We start from the raw sequence: 274 nt of genomic DNA on the forward strand, positions 1-274 counted from the left end.
CCGGCGCGGTGAGCGAAGGAGGTCCGAGGATGAGCCGGATGGCGGTTGCGGTCGGCCCGGGTGAACAACCGATGCTCGAACAGGCGGTGACGGAGGCGGGCGCGCGTACCGCCGGGCTCGACGAGGCGCGCGCGCTCGTCTGGAATGGTTCACCGGCACAGTTCCCCGACCACCTGCCGGACGGGATCGAATGGGTGCAGCTGAACGCGGCCGGAGTCGAGGACTGGTTCGACGCCGGCGTGTTCGAACGGTTCCCGCGGGTTCGATTCACCTC

1 pseudogene is annotated in these 274 nt (G+C 69.7%); it reads left to right on the plus strand.

Features of this window, described 5'->3' with window-relative positions:
* Nucleotides 1–38: 38 nt before the first annotated feature.
* Nucleotides 39–274 (plus strand): annotated as a pseudogene (locus tag GV790_RS30280) (hydroxyacid dehydrogenase); the annotation flags it as partial.

The sequence above is a fragment of the Nocardia cyriacigeorgica genome (assembly GCF_010858045.1).
GTDB classification, from domain to species: Bacteria; Actinomycetota; Actinomycetes; order Mycobacteriales; family Mycobacteriaceae; genus Nocardia; species Nocardia cyriacigeorgica_E.